The sequence below is a fragment of the Rhizobium sp. A37_96 genome (assembly GCF_053521765.1).
Map to the genome: position 1 here is coordinate 1,232,306 of NZ_JBNWDS010000001.1, position 19,088 is coordinate 1,251,393.

Consider the following 19,088-nt stretch of genomic DNA (forward strand, 5'->3'; position numbering starts at 1 on the left):
GAAGATCAACCTTTGACCGCACCGAATGTCAGACCCGACACCAGATGCTTCTGAATGATGAAAGTGAGAGCGAGCGCCGGAATGATCATCACGACCGCGAGCGCGCACATGCCGCGCCAGTCGATGGTGAATTCGGCCGTATAGTCGAGCAGGCCCACGGGCAGCGTCTTGGAATCGACGGAGCGCGTCAGCTGCGAGGCCAGGGCATATTCGTTCCAGCAGGTAAGGAAGGCGAAGATGCCTGCCGATGCGATGCCGGGGCCGGCAAGCGGGAATTCCACCTGCCAGAAGGCCTGCCAGCGGGTGCAGCCGTCGATCTGCGCGGCTTCCGCCAGATCCTTCGGCACCTGCCGGAAGAAGCCGTCGATCAGCCAGATGGTGAAGGGCACGTTCAGCGCGACATAGGTGAGGATCAGGCCGAAATGCGTGTCGATGATGCCGAGCCGCGCATAGACCATGAAGAGCGGCAACGAGAGCGCTACGCCCGGCACCGAGCGCGTCAGCATCAGCCCCAGGAACACGGCCGACTTGCCGCGGAAGCGGAAGCGGGCGAAGGCATAGCCGCCGGACATGCCGATCACCAACGCGATGGCGGTCGAGGTGACGGAGATGACGAGCGAATTGCGGAAATACTCCCAGACGGGAATGCCGCCCTGCCCCACGCCGCTGAACATCGAGCGATAGGCTTCCAGCGAAAGCTCTTGCGGAATCCAGACCGCCGGCTTCGCCATGATTTCGACGGTCGGGCGCAGCGAGCTGATGATGATCCAGAAGCCCGGCAGGCAGATGATGAGCATCGCGATGAAGAGGCCGATGAGATAGACGACTTTCCCGATACGGCGATGCAGGCGTTGTTGAGCGTTGCGATCCATGATTACCACTCCGCTCCGATCTGGGTGCGGGCAAGCGCCAGCTTACGGAAGAAATAGACTGTGAAGGCGATCGACAGAATGATCGAGACATAGGCCATGGCGTTGGCAAGCCCCATCTGCGCATCGGCATAGGCGGTACGCCCGACCAGCGTCCAGATCAGCTCGGTGCGCCGCGCGGGGCCGCCATCGGTCATGATCTTGACGATGTCGTAGGCGCGAGCGACGTCGAGCGAACGGATGGTCATGGCGATGAAGGCAAAGGGCATCAGGAACGGCCAGGTGACATAGCGGAAGGTCTGCCAGCTCGTACAGCCGTCGACCTTGGCGGCCTCGACGGGCTCCTGCGGCATGGCAAGCAAGCCGGCGAGAATAAGGATGGCGAAGACCGATGTCGAAGACCAGACTTCGGCGATGACAATGGACAGCAGCGCCAGATTACCGTCGATCAGCCAGGGGATCGCATCATTGGTAATGCCGAGCGACTGCAGGGCATTGTTGATGATGCCGACATTGTCGTTGAACATGAATTTGAACTGGAAGCCGACGAGTACGGGCGAAAACATCATCGGGAACATCATCAGCGTGCGCAGGATGCGCTTGCCGTGCGTCGCCTTGTTGACCAGCAGGGCCAATCCAAGACCGAGCAGCATTTCCAGATTGAGCGCGATCGTCAGCAGCACGACGGTCCGCACGAAAGCAGCCAGGAACACCGGATCCGTCAGGATGCGGATGTAGTTGCGCAGGCCGATGAAGGTAAAGAGCGTCGCCGGCCGGGTCAGGCGAAACGGCGTGAAGCTCGAATAGAAGGACAGAAGCAACGGAAACAGCACCACGGCCGCAAGGACGATGATCGCCGGAAGAAGAAGCAGGACCGGTGGAGATATTCTTTTGAGCATGGTTTGCACCTGTCGGCATTCCTCGGCAGCGTGGCCCGGACTGCGTGGAATGAATTACCTGGGACCGAGAAGCCGGCAGAAAACCGGCTGAACAGACCGGCCTCTTGCGGTGCCGATCGAAAGCCATTCTCGAAGTCAGATTGCGGAAGTCCCGCGCGGTCGAATGCGCGGGACTTCGATTGCGTGGCTTAGAGCGCGCCTGCGTCCTTCAGGACATCCGTGGCCTTCTGGGCTGCGGTATCGAGCGCTTCCTTGGACGTCTTGTCGCCGAGGATGGCGGCCTGGAGTTCAGGATAGACGACGTTGGAAATCTCGATCCATTGCGGCGTGCGCGGAACCGGGAAGGCGTACTTCATCGATTCCTGGAAGGTGCTCAGCACTTCCTTCTTGTAGGGGTCGGAAGCCGCCTGCTGGATATCCCAATCCCAGACCGCCTTGCGGGTCGGCAGCGTGCCGTTGGCGGCTTCGAGCTTCTGTGAGTCGTCGTTCGTCAGGAACAGGACGAGCGAAGCGGCCGCATCCTTGTGGGCGCAGGCCTCGGTCACCGAGAAGCCGTGATGGCCGGACCAGCCGGTGTGCTTGCCGGAGGAGCCGACGGGCTGCACGACGACGCCGACATTGCCGGCGACCTTCGAGGACTTCGGATCGTTGAAATAGGTCGCCCAGCCCGGCCAGTCGAGATCGAGCGCGACGGAGCCGGAAGCAAAGCCGGCGCCAAGGTCGTCCCAGAGATAATTGGTCGTGCCGGCCGGAACCGCCTTGACCTTGTACATGTTGACGAACCAGTCGAGCGCACGCACGCCGGCTTCGGAGTTGAAGGCAGGCTTGCCGTCCTTGTCGAGATACTCGCCACCTTCCGCGACCAGCATTTCATAGAAGCGGCCGTTGATCGCCTCTTCCTTGCCGGGGAACTGCGTGCCGAAGAAGTTCGGCGGGTTGGAGAAGAAGGTCGCCTGATCGGAGACTTCCTTCCAGGTCTTCGGCGGCGCGAGGTCGTAGCCGTACTTCGCCTTGAAGGCCGTCTTCTTGGCCTCGTCGTTATAGAGGCTCTTCTGATAGTAGAGCGCCGAAACGTCGAACTGGGCGCGCGGCAGCATGATCAGGCGGCCGTCGATGGTCGAGGCCTGGATGGTCGATTCGACGTACTTGTCGATTTCTTCCTTCGGCAGAAGCTTGGAAAGATCGGTGTAAAGGTCAGGATACTGCGGCGCGAAGGACGAATGGTTCGAGCCGACGCACCAGGAAATGCTGCCGGAGGCCATGTCGGACTTGATTTCCTTGTCGAGCTCGAAGTGGTTCTTCTTGGAGAGAATGTTGACCTTGGCGCCCGTTTCCTTCTCCCACTCGGCAATGCGCGCATAAAGCGGCTCGTATTGCTGACCGCCGATGAGCTTGGCGTCGATCGTCACACCCGGAAATTTGCCCGGCTGATCGGCGGCGAAGACCGCCGTACCGGCAAGCAATGCCATCGTGCCGGCAGCGAGACCGGCCTTCCAATTCCTCATCGAAGTTCCTCCCTTAAGATCGGACCCCTTGTCCGATTCCCCTCTCGACCCAAATATGGATCAATGATTTATAAGTAAACATCTTATTCATTGGCCGTCAAGCCGTGATCGCGCGCTTGTAAAATGCATTCATTCATATATGAATGATGATTCATGTTTCTTCGCATGGGGGACTTGCTGATGAGTGTGGAAGACGACAGTGATCGCTATCGCGCGCCGGCCCTGGACAAGGGGCTCGACATATTGGAGCTGCTGGCGACGATCGACGGCGGCCTGACACAGGCGGAAATCGCCAAGGCGCTCAACAAGAGCCCGAACGAATTCTACCGCATGCTCGATCGCCTGGTGCGGCGCGGCTATGTGCAAAGGCAGGACGGCGATCGGTTCTACCTGACCCTCAAACTCTTCGGTCTGGCGCATTATCATGCGCCGGTGCGTCGGCTCGTGTCCTTCGCCACGCCGCTGATGCGCGAATTCTCCAACCGCGCCGAGCAGGCCTGCCATCTGGCGATCTACGACCGCGGCTCGGTGGTCGTCATCGCCCAGCAGGATTCACCGACCTATTGGGGCATCTCGATCCGCGTCGGCGCCCAGATCAATCTTTACAATACCGGGTCGGGCCACATCCTCCTGGCATTCCGCGACGACAAGCAGCGCCAGATGATGATCAACGAACAGCGGCGCCAGCAGGATCAGGAGGGTGAAGAGCCCCCTGCCGATCTCGAGGAGAAGCTGCGGGCAATCCGCGAAAAGGGCTATGAGACCATGGACAGCCTGCAGACGAGCGGCGTGCGCAACATTTCCGCCCCGGTCCTGGCCATGGACGGCAATGGGCTTGCCGCGCTCACCTGCCCCTATATCGAGCCCGTCAACCCCAAGGCGCCCACTTACGATCAAGTCATCCAATATGTGCGGGAGGCGGCAAAGGAAATTTCCGAAACCGTGGCCGGCACGGTCGACAAGGCCGAGCTTTAATTTTTATTTGAATAAACTATTCTTCTGTGAGTATATGTTGAGCAAGCAGGTATGGGAGGAACGCCATGCTTTTCGACAGCCATTTGCACATCGTCGACCGGAAACACCTCGCCTACCCCTGGCTGGCGGACGCTGGCCCGCTTAATCGCGACAGCCTTTACGAGGACTACGCGCGCGAGGCCAGGCGGCTCGGGATCACCGATACGCTTCACATGGAAGTCGATGTCGCCGAAGACGATATCGAACGGGAGACGGAATACGTCAAAGGCCTGAGCCGGGAGCCCGGCAGCCTGCTGCGCGGCGTTATCGCCGCCTGCCGCCCCGAAAGCGCCGGCTTCCCCGCCTATCTCGAACGCATGCTCGCCGACCCCTTCGTCAAAGGTTTCCGGCGGGTGTTGCATGTCGTGCCTGACAATGTCTCCGAGGGCGCTCTGTTTCGCGAAAACCTGAAGCGGCTCGGCAACACCCACCTTACCTTTGATCTCTGCGTCTTGCCGCACCAGATATCCAAGGCGATCGCGCTGATCGACCTCAATCCCGATATCCGCTTCGTCCTCGATCATTGCGGCGTACCCGCCGTGAAGGACGGGCTCAGCGAAAGCTGGTCTTCGGGCATCACCGAAGTTGCGAAGCGGCCGAACGTCACCGTGAAGATTTCCGGCGTCGTCGCCTATGCCGACCCCGATGACTGGACGCCGGAAACGCTGCGTCCCTTCGTCGAACATTGCATCGCGCGCTTCGGCTGGGATCGCGTCATCTGGGGCAGCGACTGGCCGGTCTGCACGCTCGGCGGCAATCTCTCCACCTGGGTCGCCGCCACCCATGCGCTGATGCAAGGCGTAAGCGCTGACGAACGCAACAGACTTTATCATCTCAATGCCAAGCGCCTCTGGTCTCTTTGAGACCGGAGGATTTCCAGCGAAAGACACAGCCATGACCGCCACCGTCGGCGTATCCAGCACCTATCCGAAGACCATGCCGGCCGATCACGCCGAAATCCCCGTCTGGAACGCGGAAAACTGGTTCTACGAGGATTTCGAGGTCGGCCACAGGATCCGCTCCCTGCGTCGCACGATCTCCGAGGGCGAGTCGCAGCAGTTCAACGCGTTGGTGCTCGACATGCACCCTTACGTCAGCGACCAGATCTTCGCCGAAACCGAGGGCCTGTTCGGCAAGCGGCTCGTCGCCGGCGCCTTCGTCTTTTCCGCCGGCCTGGGTCTCGTCGCCACCAACTGCGTCAACGCCTTTTCCTATGGCTACGATAAGCTGCGCTTCATCAAGCCCACTTTCATCGGCGATACGATCTACACCATCCGCACCAATCTCGATAAGCAGCCGAAATATGCCGAGCTCGGCCTGATCCGCTCCTCCTACGAAGTCTTCAAGGGCGAAGGCGAGCTGGTGCTCTATTGCGAGCATATCCAGACCGTGCGCTACAAGAACGGCCGGCCGTCGGACGCGCCGCCGCTGAAAGCCTGACATGAATACGAAAAACGAAGAGGGCCTGCTCTCCGGCATCGTCGTGCTGGACATGAGCCAGTTTCTTGCCGGCCCGATGGCGGCCCTACGGCTCGGCGATCTCGGCGCGCGCGTCATCAAGATCGAGCGGCCCGACGGCGGCGACCTCTGCCGGAGGCTCTATCTCAGCGACACGGAAATCGGCGGCGATTCCACGCTCTTTCACGCCATCAACCGCGGCAAGGAAAGCTTTGCCGTCAATATGAAGGACGAAAACGACCTGCGGGAGCTGCGGACGCTGATTGCCAAGGCCGACGTCGTCATCCAGAACTTCCGCCCCGGCGTCATCGAAAGGCTCGGCCTCGATTACGCCGCCGTTGCCGCGATCAATCCCCGCATCGTCTATGGCAGCATCACCGGATACGGCCCCGACAACGAATGGCGCCATTTTCCCGGCCAGGATCTGCTGGCGCAGGCCCGCTCCGGCGTCATGTGGCTGAACGGCGAGGCGGATGACGGCCCGGTGCCCTTCGGGCTAGCCGTCGCCGATATGCTGGCCGGCAATCTGCTGGTTCAGGCCATTCTCGCCGGGCTCGTGCGACGCGGCGTCACCGGCCTCGGCGTGCATGTGGAGACGAGCCTGCTGGAAGCGCTGGTCGATTTCCAGTTCGAGGTGCTGACGACGCACCTGAACGACGGCGGCCGCCTGCCGCAGAAATCCGCCGTGCGCAATGCCCACGCCTATCTCGCCGCGCCTTATGGCGTCTATCGCTGCACCGATGGCTGGCTGGCGCTGGCGATGATGCCCCTGTCGAAACTCGCCCCGCTGCTGGATCTGCCGATCCTTGCCGAATACACGCCTGATGGTGCCTTCCAGCACCGCGACGAGATCAAGAGCCTGATCGCCAGCCGTCTTCAGGAAAAGACGGTTCAGCAATGGCTCGCCATATTGGAGCCCGCCGATATCTGGGCGGCAGAGGTGCTGGATTGGCCGAAGCTGCTGCAAAGTGCGGCCTTCCGCCAGCTCGACATGCTGCAGACGGTGACGCGCGACGACGGCGTGTCGGTGCGCACGACCGCAAGCCCGATCCGGGTGAATGGCGTCAGAGCCAAGAATAGCCTGGCGGCGCCGACGATCGGCAGTGAGTCGGACAAGGTCAGGGCGGAGTTTATTGGGTAGGTCATCTCCGGCCTCGCATCCGCCGCGCCTGTGATACCCCCCTCTGTCACTGTCGTGACATCTCCCCCACAAGAGGGGAGATCGTTGGGGCGCATCACCATCTCCACAAGATGAAGCAAAGTAGCTCAGCAGATACGATGCCTGTTGTTTTGCGATGGCAACGCTGCGGATTGCCAATCTCCCCCCTTGTGGGGGAGACGTCCCGACAGGGACAGAGGGGGGTATCGCGGTTGCGCCATGCTCAAAAGTTCCGTGCGCCCTCGATAATACAAAAAGGGGCGCCGCATCTCTACGGCACCCCCTCAATTGAAATGCTCCCCCTAAAGAGAGAAGCAAAGTCGCATTAAGCAGCAGCGAGCTGCAGTTCCTTGCTGACCATGGCGCGCAGCGTGCCGAGGTCCTTGGCGAAGGCGCGGATGCCTTCGGAGAGCTTCTCGGTTGCCATTGCGTCTTCGTTCATCATCCAGCGGAAAGTCTTTTCGTCGACGGCGATCTTTTCGACGGAACCCTTGTTCTCCGGCGAGAGCTTGCGCTCCAGCTTGCCTTCGTCCTTGGACAGTTCGTCGAGCAGGTTCGGGCTGATCGTCAGGCGGTCGCAGCCGGCCAGCGCTTCGATTTCGCCTGTGTTGCGGAAGGAGGCGCCCATGACGATCGTCTTGATGTCGTTGGACTTGTAGTAGTGGTAAATGTCACGAACCGAGATGACGCCCGGATCTTCCTCTGCCGTGTAGTCCTTGCCGGTCGACTTCTTGTACCAGTCGAGGATACGGCCGACGAAGGGCGAGATCAGGAATGCCTTGGCATCGGCGCAGGCAATGGCCTGGGCCTTGCTGAAGAGCAGCGTCAGGTTGCAGTCGATGCCTTCCTTCTGCAGCACTTCGGCGGCACGGATGCCTTCCCAGGTGGAGGCAAGCTTGATCAGGATGCGGTCGCGCTCGATGCCGCGCTCCTTGTAGGCGGCGATGATGGCGCGGGCCTTGGCGAGCGACGCTTCGGTGTTGAAGGACAGGTCGGCGTCGACTTCGGTCGAGACGCGGCCCGGAACGAGGCCGGAGAGCGCCGCGCCGACCGAGATTGCCAGACGATCGGCAACGGCGTGGACGACGGCTTCCGACGCGCCGCCCTGCTTCTTGCCCCAGGCGACGGCTTCCTTGATCGCATCGGCGAACATCGGCGTGCCGAGCGCCTTCAGCACGATGGTCGGGTTGGTGGTGCAATCCACCGGCTTCAGGCGAGCGACTGCCTCGATATCGCCGGTATCGGCCACGACCGTCGTCATGGCGCGGAGTTGGTCAAGCTTGGAAGTCATAACAGGTATCCTTGTTGAATGAGGCCCATGGGGATGGGAGATGTCGGGCAGCGTATTCCGTCTTTTTATCCGACGGGCTCGAAGGCGTCAGGGATGCAGCCTTCCTTCTCCTATGTTTCGGTAACGGGATAAAAAGTGCGAAAGTTCCATTTCCGGTGAACGGCCGAGCGGTGAAGAGACAACACTCCGAAAACGAGCTTTCCGCCGGCACCGGGCGCCCTATATGGCTCCCTGTCCGGCCTGGCACCTGCTCGGAGCAGCACTCGCACATTGTCCTCCTCGACTGGACAAGACCGAATTCCTCACTGCTGACTATCAGCAATCTCGCACCGAAAAGTCAAGGACATTTGTGCAATTCGATTGACATAAGTTTCATGTCATAGAATATCGGCAGCAGAAGAGCCGATCTCGCCTGCTCCCACCATCCGCCATAGCCACATCTCGCATCCCGGGCGGATCATGACCTTAAATGGCGCGGGCGACAATCTTGCCGGAGGACCTGTGGCCAAACTGAGACGCGGAACCCATACCGCCTATTCGGAAACCTCGTCGCTGAGGCTTCGCGCCGCATGGCTCTATTACAATCAGGGCCTGACGCAGAAGGACGTTGCCGAGCAGCTCGGCATCAGCCGCACCACCGTCATCCGCCTGCTGGACGAGGCGATGCGCCGCGCCGAGGTGCAGATCTGGATCACCGAGGGCATCGACGATTGCGTCGAGCTGGCCATCAAGCTCGAACGCACCTACGGGCTGGACGAAGCGATCGTCGTCCCCGCGCCGACGAACGGCGACGTCAATGCGCAGGCAAAGAGCGTCGGCCTGGCGCTCGGCCAGTTCCTGACGGAAGCCATCCCCGACAATTATACGATCGGTGTCGGCTGGGGCCGGACGATGACGGCCTCGCTCGCGAGCTTCCGCCCTCCCCGCCGCGACAATTGCAAGGTGGTCTCCCTGCTCGGCGGCATCGTCGCCGTCCACCAGACCAATCCGATCGACTATACATGGCGCCTGGCCAGCCAGCTCGGCGCGGAATGCTACATGTTCCTGGCGCCGCTGCTGGTCGACTCCGTCGAGACCAAACGCAATCTGATCGAAAAATGCGGCCTCGAAGCCATCTACCGGCTGGCGGAGAACCTCGATCTCGCCATCGTCAGCTGCGGCGATATCGGCCCGCAATCGACCTCGCTTTCGGAAGGCTTCATCTCGAAGCGCGAGCTGGAGGAACTGATCGAGGCCGGCTGCGTCTGCGACACCATGTTCAACTTCCTCGACGCCGAGGGCAATTCCGTCGATCATCCGATCAACAAGCGGGTGATGTCCGTGGATCTCGATACGCTCAAGAAGGCGAAGCACATCGTCATTTCCTCCGGCGGCGCCCACCGCGCCCAGGCGATCAGCGCCACCATCAAGCGCATCGGCTGCAATACGTTGATCACGGATGAAAGCGCCGCCAAGGCACTGCTGCAGATGGCTATGGCGAAGGCGGCTTGAGGGCTGATCCGTTATCGGCTCCGAATTTTGGGAAAGTATACCCCCCTCTGTCACTGTCGTGACATCTCCCCCACAAGGGGGGAGATCGTTGGGAGTTTGTGGTTCCGCCTATCGGAACTGCAAAAGCAGCAATTTCAACAGATGAGATGTTTACTTCGACGCGAGAAGGCGCTGCGAGTTACCAATCTCCCCCCTTGTGGGGGAGATATCGCGACAGCGACAGAGGGGGGTTAATGCGGGCTCGGCAAACTCCGAGCCTACGAAAACAACCCCTCAAGCATCTCCCGATTCCCATCCCAGTATGGCGCGCTTGCGCGTCAGACCCCAATGATAGCCGGTGAGCTGGCCGTTCTTGCCGAGTGCGCGGTGGCAGGGCACGACGAAGGAGATCGGGTTGCGGCCGACGGCCGCGCCCACGGCCCGCATCGCCGTCGGCTGGCCGATATCCCTTGCGATATCGGAATAGCTCACGGCACGACCCATCGGGATCTTCAAAAGGCTTTCCCAGACGCGCAGCTGGAAATCCGAGCCGATCAGCACCACCCGCAGCGGCTGGTCGCTCGACCAGTTCGATCGCTCGAAGATGCGGGCCGCATAGGGCGCCGTCGCCTGCGGATCCTCGATGAACTGCGCGTTCGGCCAGCGGCAGGTCATATCGGCCAGGCAAGCCTTTTCATCGCCGCTGTCGCTGAAGGCAAGGCCGGCGAGACCGCGATCCGTGACCATGATCAGGGCAAGGCCGAAGGGGGAGATGTGGAACGCATAGCGCATCACCAGCCCGCTGCCCTTGGCCTTCCATTCGCCTGGCGACATTGCCTCGTGCGTGACGAAGAGATCGTGCAGCCGGCTGGGCCCCGAAAGGCCGACTTCGAAGGATGTTTCCAGCAGCGGCAGATCTTCCTTGCGCAGGAGCCGCTTGGCATGATCGAGCGTGACGGCCTGAAGGAACGCCTTGGGCGACAGTCCGGCCCAGCGCGTGAACGTCTTCTGCAATTGGGTCGGCGACTGGCCGAGCCTTTCGGCAAGCATCTCCAGCGACGGCTGGTCGCGATACTCCTCGGTAATGAGCTCGATGACCTCCCGCACGGTCTCGTAGTCCTGACCTTCCGGCGTGATGTCTTTCTTCAGCTGTGCAATCGCATTCATGTTCTTTCTCCTTGGAAAGGAGAAAACCACGGCAGAAGGGGTAAAACCACCCGTTTCTTGCGTAAGCAGGCTCTCTGCGGAAATGTGATTGTGCCGGCTTTGCTGAAAGCGCTCATATGCGCTGCGTGACTGAGGCGAGTGCGCGCTTGAAGGCCTTGGCAAAGCTCTCGCGATCCTCCGGATTGAGGAAGGAGCCGACGTCGGTGTCGTGGCTTCTGTCGCGGACATGCATCGACACGACCCCGATCTCGCGGTGGCGGCGAACCAGAAACCGCGTCCAGAACGGATTGAAATGATGTTCCACCATCCGCCCGGTCGGCGAGAACTTGCGGATGGAAACATTGGTGCGCGATACCGTCACCTCTTCGCGCACGCGCCCCGAGCGGTAGTTGAGCCAGAAGGCGCCATAGAGCAAGAAGAAATCGGCGCCAAAGAAGAAGCCGACCGGCCATGCGCCGCGCGTGACGAAGAGAATGCTGTAGAACAAGCAGACGGTGCCGGCCAAGGCGAGCATGACCTTGAACCCCTTTCGTCCGAGCGAGCGATGGGGAAACAATTCGGCGGCGAAAACCGGCCTGCTGCCGTCTGCCGCCGTATCGGCGTTGCGTTCCGTCATAGGACTTGAGTATAGGTCGTTCATGGCAAATCTTAAGATCAAATCCAGCGCCCAAACCGCGAAAAAGTCAAATGCGACCGCAGGCCGCAAGCCGACCGTAAAGAGCCTTTATTCCAAGGCGGACCTGGAAGAGATCTTCCGCCGCTTTTCCATCCAGCGGCCGGAGCCCAAGGGTGAGCTGGAGCACGTCAATCCCTTCACGCTGGTCGTCGCGGTGGCGCTGTCCGCGCAGGCGACCGATGCCGGCGTCAACAAGGCGACGCGCGCCCTCTTCGCCATTGCCGACACGCCCAAGAAGATGCTCGATCTCGGCGAGGAACGTATCCGCGAATACATCAAGACGATCGGCCTTTACCGCAACAAGGCGAAGAACGTCGTGGCGCTGTCGGAAAAGCTGATTACCGATTTCGGCGGCGAGGTGCCGCGGACGCGCGAGGAGCTGATGACCTTGCCGGGCGTCGGCCGCAAGACCGCGAACGTCGTGCTGTCCATGGCCTTCGGCCAGGCGACGATGGCCGTCGACACGCACATCTTCCGCATTGCCAACCGGCTGCTGCTGGCGCCCGGCAAGACGCCGGACGAAGTCGAGCAGCGGCTGATGAAGATCATTCCCGACCAGTATCTCTACCATGCCCACCATTGGCTGATCCTGCATGGGCGCTACTGCTGCAAGGCGCGCAAGCCGGAATGCGAACGCTGCGTCATAGCCGACCTCTGTCGGTCGCCGGAAAAGACCTGGGATATCCCCGCCCCGCTGGTTGAACTGCCGGCGCAGATCATCGGTGCGCAGGCGGGCGCCTAGGACTACCGCGCTCTCAGGGCCGTCTCCTGCCGCGATATGAGCTTGTGCAGATGCACCATCATCCCGGCGGCAAACAGCGGCGTCAGCAGGTTGAGAAGCGGGATCGCCAGAAACGCCGCGATGACCAGGCCAGCCGAAAAGACCGTCAAGGCGTGCTTGACGCGGAACTGCCGCGCCTCATCCGGCGTGCGAAAGCGCATGGCCGCGAATTCGAAGAATTCCCGGCCGAGCAGATAGCCGTTTACCAGAAAGAAGGCGACGAGATTGACGCCCGGAATGAACAGCAGGAACAGCGCCACGATATTGCCGACGATCACGACGCCGAGAAACCGCACCGAGCTTTTCATGGCGGCGGCGATCGGCATGGCCGTTCCGGGAGCATCTCCGGGATAGTCCCGCTTCTCCAGGACCTCAGCGACATCATCGAGAAAGAGGCCGGCGATCAGCGCCGTGACGGGCGAGATCAGCAGCGCCATCGCCAGTGCCAATGCGATACCGGCAAAAACGGCAAGGAAGAGCGTAAGCCAGCCCGTCCAGTCCGAGGTGGACGGCATGAAGCCCTGCAGCCAGGGCAGGATGAAGGAATTGAATGCGCCGCGCAGTGCGAACCAGAGCGCGACAAGCGCAAACAGTGTCAGGCCCACAACCTTCCAGAAAACCTTTCGCGTCTCGGGCGCAAAGAGATTGGCAAGAGAAAGGCGCGCTGCAAGGACAATCATTCGGTCGATCCCGTTTCGGTGGCAACCGGAGACCTAGGAAGCGGTTGCATCGATATCAATATCTCGCGCGGATATATGAGTATGCTCAATTAAAAATTTGAATTATTGTAATACAGATTACACTAATATATTCTGTGCTTCACATTAAGAACAACAATCAAAACAAGATCGGCAATCCGATTAGATTTGCATGGCCGATTGATGCAGAAATTTGTGCAACCAGACAACGGAAAGACCATCGACGAGGCGCAAACTTTGGAAGACCTCAGCCAGAGACTTAAGCAATATATAAAGGTCGGCACTCCGGCCGAGCGAAGAATTGCTAAGTATTTCTCCGAGCACCTGAACGAACTGCCGTTCGAAACGGCTTCTTCGGTTGCCGACAGGCTTGAGCTGAGCCCGATGACGGTGGGACGTTTCTTGCGCTCGCTCGGCTATCACGGGCTGGACGGTATCAAGGTCCACCTCAAGGAAAATGCGCCCGCGCTGGCGTCGCAATTGCCGAGCGTGCTCGAACAGTTACAGAAGGATGCCAGCGAGGGCCGCCCGCTTGCGACCCAGATCGCCGAACAGGTCGAGATGCTGCAGCATATCTACAACCTCGCCGGCCAGCCGCAATGGCAGGAGGCGGTCGCAACGATCCTGTCCTCTGGAAGTGTCTTCGTCACCTCCCATCCCGGCCTTGCCGGGATCGGACGCTATTTCAGCGATCGCCTGACCTTTGCCCGCGATCAGGTCCTGTTCCTCGACGGCGCCAACGGCAGTTACATCGAGCTGTTTGGCGGACCGTCCGATGACGGGGTGCTTGTCGTCGTGGACTCTCAAAGCTTCGTCTCGTCGCGCCTGCTGGCCCGCTCCGCACGCCGGGCCGGATGCAAGGTGCTGCTGGTAACGGGCCAGTTTACCGAATGGGCGCATGAATTCGCAAACGTCACGCTGTCCCTGCCGCCCCAGCGGGCCAACGGTCCCGAGAACCTCCCCGCCATGATGTCGCTGCTGGAATATCTGGCGGTGGCTGTCATCCATGCCGCGGGCGAAACGGCGGAAATCCGGAGCCGCCGCATAGAAGAACTTCAAGGCATGTTCGTCCACGCGCCGCTCAGGTAAACCGCCGGCTATTCCATGGCATCCAGTTCCGCGCGATGACGGTACATGGCGAGGAAGCGCCTGTAGTCGCGATCGTAAAGCGCCTGCTTTTCGGCATCCGGCAGCCGTTCGTGACTGCCCGGATACATCGCAGCACCCGCCGCCCCCAGGCTCTCATGGAGACCGCAGGAGACGGACGCTGCAATCGCCGTGCCGAGAAGCACCGTCTCGTTCATCTTCGGCATCACGACCTTGCAGCCGGTCACATCGGAATAGAGCTCCATGAGCACCGAATTCTTCACATGGCCGCCGGCGACATGCAGCGTGTCGGGCACATAGCCATAATCCCGCATCCGCTCGAGGATGTGGCGGATGCCGAGCGCGATGCCGACGCTGGTGCGCCAGTAGAGACGGCAGAGACCGTCGAAGGAGGCGTCCAGCGTCATGCCGCTGATGACGCCGAGCGCATGCGGATCGGCGAGCGGCGAGCGGTTGCCGTGAAAATCGGGCAATATATGGATACGCCCGCCGAGGGAATCGCCCTCGGCAAACCGCAGCTCGGCAATGCGCCGCACGATACGATCATGGAGGGCCGCCGTCGGCGGACCGCCGGCCGCATGCATACTGACGATGTGGTCGAGAAGCGCGCCCGTTGCCGACTGCCCGGCCTCGGCAAGCCACATGCCCGGAAAGACGGCCTCGTAGTAAGGTCCCCACATGCCGGTGCTGCGCTTGCGCTCCCGCGCGAAGGAGACGACGCAGCTCGAGGTGCCGGCTATCAGCGCCAGCTGATGCTCCAACGTACCGGCATCGCCGGCATGGCCCGCAAGCGCGCCAAGCGCCCCGGCATAGGCGTCGATCATGCCCGCGCCGACGTGACATGCGCGATCGAGCCCCAGCGCCTCGGCCGCTTCGGCCGTCAAAGTGCCGATGCTCTTGCCGACGGGAACGCTCTCCTCGGGCAGGCCGCCGCGTTCCCGCAGATCGCCAAGGCCGATCACGTTGAGAAAATCGGCCTGCCAGCCCGGCTCGCGATGGGCGAGGTAGTTCCATTTCGCCACCAGCGTCGAGCGCGACCGGGCCAGAGAGCCCGTCGCCTTCCAGGTCATGAAATCGGCAAGATCGAAGAAATAACCGGCCTGCGCCCAGCTTTGCGGCAGGTTCTCCTTCAGCCACATCAGCTTCGGCATTTCCATCTCCGGCGACATGAAATCGCCGGAATAGTCCAGAACCTCGTGCTTCGTGGCCGTGCAGTAATCTGCCTCGGCGAGCGCGCGGTGATCGAGCCAGACGATGGTGTCGAACCGGCTTTCGCCGCCCGTGGAAACGGTGAGCTGCCCGCCATCGCGATCGCGCACGACCAGCGAGCAGGTTGCATCGAAGCCGATCGCGCCGATGACGGATGCATCGACGCCGGAGGCATTCACGGCCGAGCGAACGGCAGTGCAGACGGCGGCCCAAATGTTTTCGGAATCGTGCTCGGCGTGGTTTTCGCGCGGGCGATTCATCAGGATCGGATGCTCGCTCTTGGCCAGCAACGAGCCACTCGCCGTGAAGACACCGGCGCGTGCGCTACTTGTGCCGATATCGACCGCAACTACGTGATCACGCATGCAAAAGAGGTCCCGACCACTTATCTCTTGTTGCGGACAAGTTGTATCAATTCCGGCATTGCGTCAAACACGACTTCCGGCGAAAGCTGCTCCAGTTCCGCCCGGTAACTCGGCGAATGCGCATGCGAGCCGCCGGTAAATGCAAAGACCGTCATGCCGGCCGCGCGCGCCGCGGTAATGCCCGCCGGGCTGTCTTCCACGACGATGCAATCCTTCGGCGGCACGCCCATCTTTTCGGCCGCGTAGAGGAAGAGATCAGGCGCAGGCTTGCCGCGCTTGACCATGCTGGCGCTGAAAATGTTCGGCTCCAGCTTGCCGAGAAGGCCGGTCACGCCCAGCGACAGGCGGATGCGCTCCAGCTGGCTCGAAGAGGCGACGCAACGCGGCAGCGAAAGCGCATCCAATGTCGCCGCAATGCCGTCGATCGGCTTCAGCTCGTGCTTGAAGCGCTCGTAGAGATCGTTGCGGATGCGATCGAGAAATGCCTGGTCGATGAAGACATCGAATTCCGTCTGCATCGTATCGACGAGCGTCGCCAGGCTCTTGCCGAGGAAGCGGCTGTAGACATCCTCCTCGCTCATATCCACGCCGACATCGTGCATCGCCTGGATGAGCACGCCGACGGACAGCGGCTCGCTATCCACAAGCACACCATCGCAATCGAAGATTACGAGGCCTGTTCCCTCACTCGTCATCGCAGATCCAACCCGAATTCTGTTGCTGTCCCGCTTTCGAAATACGCGCGACAATGGAAAACGGCCGGAACAGGAGAACTCCGGCCGTTTGAAAGTTATTCCGCGAGTTTGTTGTCCAAGTATAGCTGCAGGGTGACGCGGGTACCCTTTTCCCACAGCGTTTTCAGGGCATGCGCGAAGCGCTTGCGGAAGAGATCCGACTTGGCGACATCGCCGAAGATGTCATCGAAGACGAGGAAGGCATTCGGATCGTCCTTCGCCTTGAGGGCGGCTTCATGCAGTCGGTCGGCGCTGGCATCGTTGAAGACGATGTCCTTGCCGCTGTCGCTCTTGCCCGCGAAGTATCGGCACCAAAGCGCCGAGACCAGCGCGAGGCCGACGATATCCTCGCCGCGGCGAAGACGATCGGCCGTCGAAGGCAGGATGAATTTCGGCTGGCGGTTGGAGCCGTCCTGCGCGAGACGCGGAATGGTGTCGGCGATCTTCGGATTGGCGAAGCGGTGCTCGATCAGCTTGAAGTAATCCGCAAGCACGGTATTCGGCACCGGCGGGATCACCGGAATGATTTCATCGTTCTCGAGCTTGGCGAGGAAGGCGCGGATCAAGGGCTCTTCCATGGCTTCATGCACGAAATGGATATCCATCAGCGCCGCCGGATAGGCGATCGCCGCATGGCCGCCGTTGAGGATGCGGATCTTCATGTGCTCATAGGGCGTCACGTCGGACACGAAAGTCACGCCGACCTTTTCCAGCGCCGGACGGCCGGCCGGGAAATTGTCCTCCAGCACCCATTGCTTGAACTCTTCGCAATAGACCGGCCAGTTGTCCTCGATGTCGAAGACTTCCTTGAGGAGGTCGATCTCGCGCGCACCGGTCGCCGGCGTGATGCGGTCGACCATGCCGTTCGGGAAGGCGACGTTCGCGGCGATCCAATCGGCGAAGGCCGGGTCGGACAGCCGCGCGGTGCCGACGACCGCAGCCTTGGTGACGCCGCCGTTGTGGGGAATGTTGTCGCAGGACATGACGGTGAAGGGTGGCACGCCGGCGGCGCGGCGCGCCTTGAGGCCGGCGACGATCAGACCGAACACGGTCTTCGGCGCATCCGGATTCTGCCCGTCGGCGACGATCGCCGGATGCGCGGGATTGAACTTGCCGGAGGCATCGATGAAATAGCCGCCCTCGGTGATCGTCATGGAGACGATGCGGATCGTCGGGTCGGCAAGTTTGGCGATGATGGCCTTGGCGTCGCCGACCGGCAGGATGTCGATCATGGGCGCGGTGACGCGCGCAGCCGTGCGGTTGTTGTCCTGCTCGACCACGGTCGTCAGAAAATCCTGGGCGGCAAGCTTCTCCCGCATGGAAGCATCGGAGGGCAGCACGCCCGCGCCGATGATCGCCCAGTCATGGTTCTGGCCGGCGTTGAAAAGATCGTCGAGATAAACGGCCTGATGGGCGCGATGGAAGTTGCCGACACCGAAATGCACGATGCCCGCCGAAAGCGATTTCGGATCGTAAGCAGGAATGGCCGCCTTTGCTGCCGCCTCCTGGAGAGTTGCGAGCGATAATTTGCACGTCATGTCTCTAGTCCTTCTGGAAAGGTCTCTGGCTCCGGACGACTGGGAAAGGCCGCTCCGGCTGGTATGCTTTCCGGCCCGCAAATATCCGGGCGGACCGGGATCGGTGCGTTCCCCATGCGCGGGCGGCGCGCATGGGCTTGGCGCTTGGCTCAGATCGCCAGCCCCTCGGCATTGAACCGGTGAATATGCGTCTTGTCCGGCGTCAGGTAGACGGTATCGCCGGCCCGGGCCGGGAAATCGCCCGAACCGCGCGCCGTCACCGTGCCGATGCCGTCGACGTCGATATGCAGGAAGGTGTCGGAACCGAGATGCTCGGCAACCAGCACCTTGCCCTGCCAGTCGCCCGAGCTGGTCGACAGCACCACATGCTCAGGGCGCACGCCGATGGTGTCGCCGCCGAGGCTCTGGGCATAGGCGCCCTTGACGAAGTTCATCTTCGGCGAGCCGATGAAGCCGGCGACGAAGAGATTGCGCGGGCTGCGGTAGAGCTCCAGCGGCGAACCCACCTGCTCGATGTTGCCGCGGTTGAGCACGACGATCTTGTCGGCCATGGTCATGGCTTCGACCTGGTCGTGCGTCACGTAGACCATCGTCGTCTTCAGTTGCTGGTGCAGCTCGCTGATTTCGAGGCGCATGTTGACGCGCAGCGCCGCGTCCAGGTTCGACAAGGGCTCGTCGAACAGGAAGGCCGCCGGCTGGCGCACGATGGCGCGGCCGATGGCGACGCGCTGGCGCTGACCGCCGGAGAGCTGGCGCGGCTTGCGCTCCAGATAATCCGTCAGGTTCAGGACACGCGCGGCGTCCGCCACCTTCTTATCGATTTCCGCCTGCGACATGTTCGCCATCTTCAGCGGAAAGGCGATGTTCTTGCGCACGCTCATATGCGGATAGAGAGCGTAGGACTGGAACACCATGGCAAGCCCTCGGTCGGACGGCTTCAAATTGGTGCCGTCCTTGCCGTCGATCAGGATCTGCCCGCCGGAAACATCCTCGAGGCCGGCGATCAGACGCAGCAGCGTGGACTTGCCACAGCCGGACGGGCCGACGAACACGACGAACTCGCCATTGTCGATCTCGAGGTCGATGGAAGGGATGACCTTGGCTTCGCCGAAGACCTTGGAAACCTTCTTGAGAACAATGCTACCCAT

At 61.3% G+C, this 19,088-nt stretch carries 18 protein-coding genes; 7 read left to right on the plus strand and 11 right to left on the minus strand.

The window, feature by feature from the left end:
• Nucleotides 1–5: 5 nt before the first annotated feature.
• The 3 genes from ACQZ6J_RS05965 to ACQZ6J_RS05975 form a co-directional block, all read right to left on the minus strand.
• Nucleotides 6–872 (minus strand): carbohydrate ABC transporter permease, encoded by an 867-nt coding sequence (locus ACQZ6J_RS05965; RefSeq protein ID WP_163986852.1) that lies wholly within the window; start codon nucleotides 870–872, stop codon nucleotides 6–8.
• Nucleotides 873–874: 2 nt separating this feature from the next.
• Nucleotides 875–1,768 carry a carbohydrate ABC transporter permease gene (locus ACQZ6J_RS05970; RefSeq protein ID WP_163986853.1) on the minus strand — a complete coding sequence of 298 codons (894 nt, stop codon included), beginning with the start codon at nucleotides 1,766–1,768 and terminating at the stop codon, nucleotides 875–877.
• Nucleotides 1,769–1,956: 188 nt separating this feature from the next.
• On the minus strand, nucleotides 1,957–3,273 hold the full coding sequence (locus ACQZ6J_RS05975) for a type 2 periplasmic-binding domain-containing protein (RefSeq protein ID WP_163986854.1): 1,317 nt from the start codon (nucleotides 3,271–3,273) through the stop codon (nucleotides 1,957–1,959).
• Between the two features lie 180 nt (nucleotides 3,274–3,453).
• Between ACQZ6J_RS05975 and ACQZ6J_RS05980 the strand changes: the two genes are divergently transcribed.
• From ACQZ6J_RS05980 to ACQZ6J_RS05995, 4 genes are all read left to right on the plus strand, one after another.
• Nucleotides 3,454–4,248, plus strand: a complete 795-nt coding sequence (locus tag ACQZ6J_RS05980; protein ID WP_163986855.1) for an IclR family transcriptional regulator — start codon at nucleotides 3,454–3,456, stop codon at nucleotides 4,246–4,248.
• Nucleotides 4,249–4,313: 65 nt separating this feature from the next.
• Complete coding sequence (locus ACQZ6J_RS05985) at nucleotides 4,314–5,150, plus strand: amidohydrolase family protein (RefSeq protein ID WP_449082608.1); 837 nt, start codon at nucleotides 4,314–4,316, stop codon at nucleotides 5,148–5,150.
• Between the two features lie 31 nt (nucleotides 5,151–5,181).
• Complete coding sequence (locus tag ACQZ6J_RS05990) at nucleotides 5,182–5,727, plus strand: MaoC family dehydratase (RefSeq protein ID WP_163986857.1); 546 nt, start codon at nucleotides 5,182–5,184, stop codon at nucleotides 5,725–5,727.
• Nucleotide 5,728: 1 nt separating this feature from the next.
• Complete coding sequence (locus ACQZ6J_RS05995) at nucleotides 5,729–6,886, plus strand: CaiB/BaiF CoA transferase family protein (protein WP_449082610.1); 1,158 nt, start codon at nucleotides 5,729–5,731, stop codon at nucleotides 6,884–6,886.
• Nucleotides 6,887–7,229: 343 nt separating this feature from the next.
• Here ACQZ6J_RS05995 and tal read toward each other — a convergent pair whose 3' ends face one another.
• A complete protein-coding gene (gene tal, locus ACQZ6J_RS06000; protein ID WP_163986859.1) occupies nucleotides 7,230–8,195 on the minus strand; it encodes a transaldolase in 966 nt (321 codons plus the stop codon).
• A 501-nt stretch (nucleotides 8,196–8,696) separates the two neighbouring features.
• Between tal and ACQZ6J_RS06005 the strand changes: the two genes are divergently transcribed.
• Nucleotides 8,697–9,686: a sugar-binding transcriptional regulator gene (locus ACQZ6J_RS06005; RefSeq protein WP_449082613.1), complete on the plus strand. Its 990-nt coding sequence runs from the start codon at nucleotides 8,697–8,699 to the stop codon at nucleotides 9,684–9,686.
• 273 nt (nucleotides 9,687–9,959) lie between these two features.
• Here ACQZ6J_RS06005 and ACQZ6J_RS06010 read toward each other — a convergent pair whose 3' ends face one another.
• Together ACQZ6J_RS06010 and ACQZ6J_RS06015 are read right to left on the minus strand one after the other, a co-directional pair.
• Nucleotides 9,960–10,832 carry a methylated-DNA--[protein]-cysteine S-methyltransferase gene (locus ACQZ6J_RS06010; protein ID WP_163986861.1) on the minus strand — a complete coding sequence of 291 codons (873 nt, stop codon included), beginning with the start codon at nucleotides 10,830–10,832 and terminating at the stop codon, nucleotides 9,960–9,962.
• A 112-nt stretch (nucleotides 10,833–10,944) separates the two neighbouring features.
• Nucleotides 10,945–11,448, minus strand: coding sequence for a DUF2244 domain-containing protein (locus ACQZ6J_RS06015; RefSeq protein WP_449082792.1), 504 nt, complete (start codon nucleotides 11,446–11,448; stop codon nucleotides 10,945–10,947).
• 22 nt (nucleotides 11,449–11,470) lie between these two features.
• Between ACQZ6J_RS06015 and nth the strand changes: the two genes are divergently transcribed.
• Complete coding sequence (gene nth, locus ACQZ6J_RS06020) at nucleotides 11,471–12,250, plus strand: endonuclease III (RefSeq protein ID WP_449082615.1); 780 nt, start codon at nucleotides 11,471–11,473, stop codon at nucleotides 12,248–12,250.
• 2 nt (nucleotides 12,251–12,252) lie between these two features.
• Here the strand turns inward: nth and ACQZ6J_RS06025 are convergent, their stop codons facing one another.
• Nucleotides 12,253–12,969: a sulfate transporter family protein gene (locus ACQZ6J_RS06025; protein ID WP_449082617.1), complete on the minus strand. Its 717-nt coding sequence runs from the start codon at nucleotides 12,967–12,969 to the stop codon at nucleotides 12,253–12,255.
• Between the two features lie 255 nt (nucleotides 12,970–13,224).
• Between ACQZ6J_RS06025 and ACQZ6J_RS06030 the strand changes: the two genes are divergently transcribed.
• Complete coding sequence (locus tag ACQZ6J_RS06030) at nucleotides 13,225–14,076, plus strand: MurR/RpiR family transcriptional regulator (RefSeq protein ID WP_449082794.1); 852 nt, start codon at nucleotides 13,225–13,227, stop codon at nucleotides 14,074–14,076.
• Between the two features lie 8 nt (nucleotides 14,077–14,084).
• On the opposite strand, the gene ACQZ6J_RS06035 is transcribed toward ACQZ6J_RS06030, so the two are convergent.
• The 4 genes from ACQZ6J_RS06035 to ACQZ6J_RS06050 all read right to left on the minus strand — a co-directional run bounded on the left by ACQZ6J_RS06035 (nucleotide 14,085) and on the right by ACQZ6J_RS06050 (nucleotide 19,088).
• The gene (locus ACQZ6J_RS06035; protein WP_449082619.1) at nucleotides 14,085–15,668 is read right to left on the minus strand and encodes an FGGY-family carbohydrate kinase; all 1,584 of its coding nucleotides are present in this window, start codon (nucleotides 15,666–15,668) and stop codon (nucleotides 14,085–14,087) included.
• Between the two features lie 20 nt (nucleotides 15,669–15,688).
• Nucleotides 15,689–16,363: an HAD family hydrolase gene (locus ACQZ6J_RS06040; protein WP_449082621.1), complete on the minus strand. Its 675-nt coding sequence runs from the start codon at nucleotides 16,361–16,363 to the stop codon at nucleotides 15,689–15,691.
• 95 nt (nucleotides 16,364–16,458) lie between these two features.
• Nucleotides 16,459–17,940 carry a mannitol dehydrogenase family protein gene (locus tag ACQZ6J_RS06045; protein WP_449082623.1) on the minus strand — a complete coding sequence of 494 codons (1,482 nt, stop codon included), beginning with the start codon at nucleotides 17,938–17,940 and terminating at the stop codon, nucleotides 16,459–16,461.
• Between the two features lie 149 nt (nucleotides 17,941–18,089).
• Nucleotides 18,090–19,088, minus strand: a complete 999-nt coding sequence (locus tag ACQZ6J_RS06050; protein WP_163986867.1) for an ABC transporter ATP-binding protein — start codon at nucleotides 19,086–19,088, stop codon at nucleotides 18,090–18,092.

What these genes read in the sequence shown, in the direction of transcription:
- ACQZ6J_RS06015 (WP_449082792.1), bottom strand. Translation starts at nt 11,448, where the DNA reads ATGACGGAACGCAACGCCGATACGGCGGCAGACGGCAGCAGGCCGGTT.
- ACQZ6J_RS06035 (WP_449082619.1), bottom strand. Translation starts at nt 15,668, where the DNA reads ATGCGTGATCACGTAGTTGCGGTCGATATCGGCACAAGTAGCGCACGC.
- ACQZ6J_RS06025 (WP_449082617.1), bottom strand. Translation starts at nt 12,969, where the DNA reads ATGATTGTCCTTGCAGCGCGCCTTTCTCTTGCCAATCTCTTTGCGCCC.
- ACQZ6J_RS06040 (WP_449082621.1), bottom strand. Translation starts at nt 16,363, where the DNA reads ATGACGAGTGAGGGAACAGGCCTCGTAATCTTCGATTGCGATGGTGTG.
- ACQZ6J_RS06045 (WP_449082623.1), bottom strand. Translation starts at nt 17,940, where the DNA reads ATGACGTGCAAATTATCGCTCGCAACTCTCCAGGAGGCGGCAGCAAAG.
- ACQZ6J_RS05975 (WP_163986854.1), bottom strand. Translation starts at nt 3,273, where the DNA reads ATGAGGAATTGGAAGGCCGGTCTCGCTGCCGGCACGATGGCATTGCTT.
- tal (WP_163986859.1), bottom strand. Translation starts at nt 8,195, where the DNA reads ATGACTTCCAAGCTTGACCAACTCCGCGCCATGACGACGGTCGTGGCC.
- ACQZ6J_RS05980 (WP_163986855.1), top strand. Translation starts at nt 3,454, where the DNA reads ATGAGTGTGGAAGACGACAGTGATCGCTATCGCGCGCCGGCCCTGGAC.
- ACQZ6J_RS06010 (WP_163986861.1), bottom strand. Translation starts at nt 10,832, where the DNA reads ATGAATGCGATTGCACAGCTGAAGAAAGACATCACGCCGGAAGGTCAG.
- ACQZ6J_RS05970 (WP_163986853.1), bottom strand. Translation starts at nt 1,768, where the DNA reads ATGCTCAAAAGAATATCTCCACCGGTCCTGCTTCTTCTTCCGGCGATC.
- ACQZ6J_RS05965 (WP_163986852.1), bottom strand. Translation starts at nt 872, where the DNA reads ATGGATCGCAACGCTCAACAACGCCTGCATCGCCGTATCGGGAAAGTC.
- ACQZ6J_RS05990 (WP_163986857.1), top strand. Translation starts at nt 5,182, where the DNA reads ATGACCGCCACCGTCGGCGTATCCAGCACCTATCCGAAGACCATGCCG.
- ACQZ6J_RS05985 (WP_449082608.1), top strand. Translation starts at nt 4,314, where the DNA reads ATGCTTTTCGACAGCCATTTGCACATCGTCGACCGGAAACACCTCGCC.
- ACQZ6J_RS06050 (WP_163986867.1), bottom strand. Translation starts at nt 19,088, where the DNA reads ATGGGTAGCATTGTTCTCAAGAAGGTTTCCAAGGTCTTCGGCGAAGCC.
- ACQZ6J_RS05995 (WP_449082610.1), top strand. Translation starts at nt 5,729, where the DNA reads ATGAATACGAAAAACGAAGAGGGCCTGCTCTCCGGCATCGTCGTGCTG.
- nth (WP_449082615.1), top strand. Translation starts at nt 11,471, where the DNA reads ATGGCAAATCTTAAGATCAAATCCAGCGCCCAAACCGCGAAAAAGTCA.